This is a genomic window from Vibrio sp. OPT46 (assembly GCF_015163535.1).
Lineage (GTDB): Bacteria > Pseudomonadota > Gammaproteobacteria > Enterobacterales > Vibrionaceae > Vibrio > Vibrio alginolyticus.
Window position 1 is genome coordinate 124,974 of record NZ_JADDYG010000824.1, and the last position, 6,300, is coordinate 131,273.

Sequence of the window (6,300 nt, forward strand, 5' to 3'; positions counted from 1 at the left end):
AACCTCACTATTTCAAGCTCTGCCAGCTTCTCGGCTGAAAAAACAGGAATATCCATATTACTAAGGTCTTTTGCTGATAACATTTGAGCGGTTGTTCCTGTTACCAAGCTTGAAAGCTGCTGCTGACCAAACTCCGAAGTGAGATACTGATACAACGCAACACTTGATAGATTGTTCACATGTGGTTTTAGCCTAAGAATCGCAAACGCCTGACTCGCGATGACATTATCTTCAATATTGTCATCGATTAGTGCCACTCGTCCGACAGCGCCACGACATGAAACAAGAACGTCACCCGCTTGAATTTTCTGCTTTTCAGCTTTTACGACGTCTTTGGTGGAGACCTTGATTCGCTTACCAGCTCCCTCAAGCTGCCCTATCGTGTTTAAGCTTGTGAGATTGTGTTCAATATATTCAACATCCGCATCCGCATCGTGCTTCACTGCCTGCGGGCGAACGATTTCAACCAATTCAGACAACTTAGCGGTAGGGTACTGCTCAAGAAACTGCTTAAGCGCCATATCTTCGTTGGTCAGAACATAACGGCTAGGCGATAGGTTGTAATCCATCGCTTCAATTTCTGCAATCGAGCACACTTTGCTGAATTCACTGCTCTCAAGTGCGTTGTAAACAGACAGTATTTGCTCAGCATTCACTAGCTTATTACGTACTCGCGAATATTTATCAACAAAGTGGTCACTGCTTGCATCAATGAACAAAACCGAGTCATTGGTTTTATGTTTATCAAATATCACAATACTCAGGGGGATCGACGTTGATGCAAGCAGGTTGCTCGGTAATGCGATTACCGCTTTAAGCCAGTTCCTATTCACTACATCTTGTTTAAACAGCTTTTCCCCCGCAGCAGAACGATATAAAAAACCGTTAGTTACAAAGCCAACTACACAATCTGAAGCGTGAGCTAACATATGGCGAAGTTGATAAACATCTCCCATTAAAGATTTTTCAGGGAAGCGCCCCCAGATATCATGAATATCTAATTTCGCATAGTTTTTCCCAAGTGGTGGCATTGCAATTGAGCTTTGAAATTGCTTGAGGCCACCATCACCAATCAAAGTAGGAACAAAGATTGGGTCAGTGACAGTAACTCGAAAGTTTCTATCTAAAAGTACATTCTGCACTTCAGCATAAAACTCGTCTGAACGCAGCAGTGTTTCTCCTTCTGTGACACTTTGAGGTGGTAATTTATTAGCAAATTCATAACCTGCAATAAATGGGCAGTAAACAGACTCCACCTTCTCACCTAACAAACTCACTCCTAAATGAGTAAGTTCATCAGGAATAGTTAACTGCACAGAACTCTTTCCACTATCCTCTAAAAGCTTCGTAAGTGCTGTTGATAAGTCTTGATAGCAGATAACATTTGCACGAACTAAATCTTGAATGGAAGTTACTAATTGATGAATAACTTTATCGGATAAAGACCAGCTCTCTGCGTGATACTGAACTGATACACAGTCATCCATAACCTTTTGAAGTTGTTCTTGTACGCTACTACCAGCTACAAATAGTTGGTGTTCATCACTCAACTTTTTGCTTTCATTTAGCTTTACCCAAGCGCAACACGCAGCAAACTGCTCAGCAAAAGCAGAAGGCTCATTAGAACCTCGCAAAGCATCCAATAGTGACCAAATTTGTTTTTTCACAGATTATCTCCCTTGAATTAGTGGACAGTTTGAGATCGGTTGTAGCTATCTAAGGCGTAAGTCGTGATTTCAGTCTCACCTGACTCAACAAGGACCAGACCACCTCGGCTTCTCATCTTCTGCATTTGCTGAGAAATCTTGTTCAACTCATCCAGAGCTGCATCGATTCCTTTTCTATTGAGGTAAGTCTTATCGCCATCGTCTACGCCAAACATTTTTACGATTTCAAGCATCTGTGACTTGATTGCTCGCTGATTCATGCGCTGATGGATGTGTCTTGTTTTTGCCATAACCAACTCTCCCTTGCCGTTTCGATAAGAAAAATATACAACCAACAAGGAAAAGTGTCAACGAAATTAAAATAATTTTTTACTGATTATTTTAATTTATCACCACACAAAGATATGGTGAGGAGTGTTCTTGGCAGCTTTTTCTTTTTGGAAGTAAGCCAACCATGTCCACCAAGAGCACGATCAAGCTCAGTTCGAGATAGCTTGCGATCGGAGTTAGATAGTATTTGCGTCACTTTCTTTGAAAGCTCTTTATCTCGTTGTTCCCAATCCACTCTATCAACATGTTGGACTTCTTGCGGCGCAGGTAGACAACTGTCTAGCCAATATTTCTGATGGTTATATAACCAAAAAAATGCAGCCTCACAGTCAGTTTTAACGTTTTGTATTGTCGCCTGAGGTTGGGTAAGTAGGTATCTTGTGATTTGGGCTTTATATCGACGAGACATTGATTGGTGTTTACAAAGCTTGCGCCATTCGACCAGTCCTTCAGTTGTTGAGATGATGAGTTCAATACTTCCTGTCGATACTTGATGCTTTCTTGCTATCACTTGACGGTGAAAGCCTTTACGAGCCATATTTATAACATCTTGTTTGAGTGCTTCGGTGATCACTTTGGGGCGGAGGTTGACTGGAATCTGATGTTTTAAAGCAATCCCTTTTACATAACAGCGGCTTTTTCCTAATTGCCTGCTAACTTCAGCCATCGAGCAGCCTTTACGTAGCAAATCGCAACAACGATCTTCAACTAATGAATTGGTGTTATCCACTTTGGATACATGGCTAAACTTCTCATCATCTGCAATCTGCTCTAAATAAAAGTCCAGTATGAGTTGCTTAAAGGGTGGCTGGTTCATCGTTCCCGAAAGAGCTGCTGACCAATATGAAAAATCCTGTTCAGACTTCGGCTTGAGAGCGCTGTCACTTGGAAGTATCTGCTCCGACAATACGAACAATGCCTTACAAATCTGCTTACGCCTTACCTGTCCCACACTAGTAATAAAGCCTTTTTTCCTAAGCCTCTCAATACGCTTTTTATTCGAAAGTATGCGCTCGTTCTTGCGAATTTGATGTAAGTAACATCCACAGTAGTTCGCAAATTTGGCTGCCATAGGTGAACAATCAAGTGGTTGAATAGAAGCTATAGATGGCATATCAATGTGCGACCTTTCAGGCAATGCTACATGATTTAGCCAAACCCCATGTCGTGGGCAAGCATCAACACCTGTAATCTGATGCAAACAATGCCAGTATGACACGCCATATTTACTTACTTCTTCTTCAGCACATTTAGGGCAGTATTTGATGTGTAGACGCTCTCTTTCTCTAAAAGCGGAAATTTGACTCGCTCTAATTAAGCTGTTGGGTGGCACGTTTATGTCACCTATCACTTGTCTATACTTAGGGAGAAAATGGAAAAACAAAGGAGCAAGAGTTTGATTTGTCCATATATCATGAACTGACTGATTTAAGGTTTTACATACCAATCCAAGATTTGCATTTAGGTAAGGATGCACAGAAGCTCGACTGTCGCCAAAGATATCCTGGAGGTACTGCTCTGTCGTAAAGCCACAAATATTAAAGTGTCTACAAATTCGACTGTGAAAGGATTCATCTGGTAATGGTTGGGGTAGCCTCATTTCCACGCATCCTCAATAAAATCACTCTAACTACAGGCAAAATGCTGTAACGGGTCATCGAGCAACGCACCATTTCGTCTTAAATATTCAAACGGATTGTCACTCTTACCTGCACGTTGAAAAAGGTCGGTATCTTCTATTCGGTCATGAAGATCAACAATGCCTAAAATGTCGATTAACTGCTTAGCAAACTCAGGATGCTGTGGCTTGGTGATATCGCCCGTGCTATCAACTCGGGAGACGGGTGATACTGATGGGGACTGTGGTTGGTTCGGCGAGACTCGCGACTTTCCTCTCGGCAACGCCCTTACAGACTTTAGGCTTCTAACTTCTTCCGTTTTTGATGATAGCCCACACGCTAGAGCATAACCCATCTCTAATGTGGCGACGGTTATTGTTTCATCACACGTCCCAATGACTGCTCGTTGCGCTTCTCGATATGTGCGACATGCCATATCCATGTTGCCAACGGATAATTCATAGAGCTTATTGTTAAGCTCTTGAGTTAGCTCTGTATAATTATTCGTCCATTGATACTTCCACAGCTCTTCAACAAATGCTTCCCAAGCATCACTGTCATGCTTCAATACCTCCATAACCAAATAACCACCACTTTCAGCACGCCTCGCCGCTTTCAACGTCCTTGCTAATGTGTCATCAAATGGAGGGTTCGCACAAAAGAAAATTGGAACACCAAGTTTGTTCACTAGACTGTGCAAGAAGTTCAAAAGATTGTTCTCACCACCAGTTCGTTTGAAAACAAGCCTCTGCATTTCATCGATCACTAAGATTCCAAGAAAACTAGATTTAATGTTCTGCTCAATCTGTCGAACTAATGCACCTATCGTTCCTGCGGGTTTCGTTTTTTCTCTCCCTAACGATAAATCTAAAGATGCCAGTATCTCTTCACATAAATCCCGAACGCTAGAGTTGTTTGGACAATCAACTTTTATCCATACAACCTGCTTATCCAGCTCCATAAACTGGTTGTCATATGATTCATGTTCAATAACATTAGGAAAGTAGTTGAGTATCTGTTCAAGCATACTTGTTTTTCCCACTCCACTTTCTCCGATAAGAGTTAATCCATCGCCTCTTGGTTGGAAAAAGCCCGTTCTAGGCTCAATATCAGGGCATTCATCGACTGGATAATGAAGATATTGTGCGGTTGTTGGGCTAAAAGGATTCTTCGATGAATAACCATTTTTGATTGCCCGCTCAACTGCTCTAAAACATTCATAGTAATCATGTAATGGCTGACGCAGCTCTTTAATACGACTAAGATATTCCTCTCGAACAAGCGGATCTGGATGCTGACAAATATGCTCTGCATAATCAGGATAGTGACTAAATGCGATCATCAACTCTTCCCAGCCTTTCTTTGGGGGTAAGGCTTCAATTAACGGATTACCTTGATGCTCAGGCAGAATTGCATTTTGGTAGGCGGCTTTTTCGATTCTCATTCTTTATCCTCACTCGCTTGACGCTTTCTTCCTCTAGGCAACACATGGATTTGCCTTCTAGCAGTGATCGGGGGGTGGGGGTTACCGCTAATATCCTGACTATCTGACTCAGTGAGGATGTTGGTCGTAGCCTCTAGCTCGTCTCTGCGATTTTTACGAACATTCTTCGTCCTTTCTCCAAAAGACAGTTCTGAAGACTTGCTGCGCTGCTTTGCACTTTGAGCCATTTTTTTTCGCTGTTTGTGAGCGTCAATCGATGCAACATTAATTGGTGACTGCTCTTTTTTGGCGGCTAACCAGTCTTGCATAAAATCAGCTTCAATCATGGTTTTGTTTTCAAACATACGACTACGAGGAAGCAAAAGACACTTGGTAAAACCTTGGTTTCTATCTAACCGAACATAAATAAAGTTTGTCGTATTCTCATCAATTCGCGCATCTAATTGCCATCGACCTGAACTTCTCGCCACTGAGGCTAAATTCAGTTCTTCAACATCATCACAGGTGTAATACATACCATTGTAATGGATACCACTTCTGGTCATGCTTACAGTAGTTGGAGGTAACAAGCGTGCGATTACTTCATTACTGTCGGCAAGCGTTAAGTCATGCTTATGTTTAGCAAGGTGAATCTTCCAATAATTTAGGGGCGTTGGTGCCAAATCATTTTGAATCAGCAAAGGACTGGACAAAGCAAGCTCATCAAAAATCGAACGGTTGTGATCTAAGACCGCTTGTATCATTTGAGTAGTTACTTCTTTTAGTGTGTATATTGCGTCTTTTCGAGGATCTCTGCTCCCTCTGACAACATTACCACCACGAGTTGTTCCCATAAGGTCATGCAGCAACTCTTTATTCAAAATATCAAACCGCTTTTCAACAATACCTTTACCATCAGGACGGTAAGGTGGAGTGAATTTCAGCTGAGTCATTGGTGTTAAAGCCTGCTGAGGTTTTAAACCAATCATTTCTCCATTGTCACATACAAGACTTTGGGGGATATGAGCCACAGGCCATTCTGAGTCTTCAATCTCAATGCCAAATTGACGGCAATACTCAGATTTAGGTAAAAAGCAATTGGCTAATGCCTGTCGAGCCGCTCGCCAAGAAGCATGATACAGAGATACATGCAACCCAACTATCATGCGGCTAGATCTATCCACAACGACATAAATGGTAGGTCTGCCTAGAACATATTGCGCACCAAGCTCAGAAACAACATGAACATCAGCGACCGTGG

At 42.0% G+C, this 6,300-nt stretch carries 4 protein-coding genes and 1 pseudogene; all 5 read right to left on the reverse strand.

Annotated elements, in window-relative coordinates:
- On the reverse strand, positions 1-1,667 hold a 1,667-nt coding region (locus tag IQR33_RS35735; RefSeq protein ID WP_193844265.1), incomplete at its 3' end, for an N-6 DNA methylase.
- Positions 1,668-1,684: 17 nt separating this feature from the next.
- Complete coding sequence (locus IQR33_RS28665; protein WP_078558436.1) at positions 1,685-1,957, reverse strand: hypothetical protein; 273 nt, start codon at positions 1,955-1,957, stop codon at positions 1,685-1,687.
- 86 nt (positions 1,958-2,043) lie between these two features.
- The gene (locus IQR33_RS28670; protein ID WP_228009960.1) at positions 2,044-3,597 is read right to left on the reverse strand and encodes a TnsD family Tn7-like transposition protein; all 1,554 of its coding nucleotides are present in this window, start codon (positions 3,595-3,597) and stop codon (positions 2,044-2,046) included.
- 26 nt (positions 3,598-3,623) lie between these two features.
- Positions 3,624-5,060 carry an AAA family ATPase gene (locus tag IQR33_RS28675; protein WP_193837255.1) on the reverse strand — a complete coding sequence of 479 codons (1,437 nt, stop codon included), beginning with the start codon at positions 5,058-5,060 and terminating at the stop codon, positions 3,624-3,626.
- Positions 5,057-6,300, reverse strand: a pseudogene (locus tag IQR33_RS34785) (transposase); the annotation flags it as partial. The pseudogene IQR33_RS34785 and the gene IQR33_RS28675, both read right to left, overlap by 4 nt.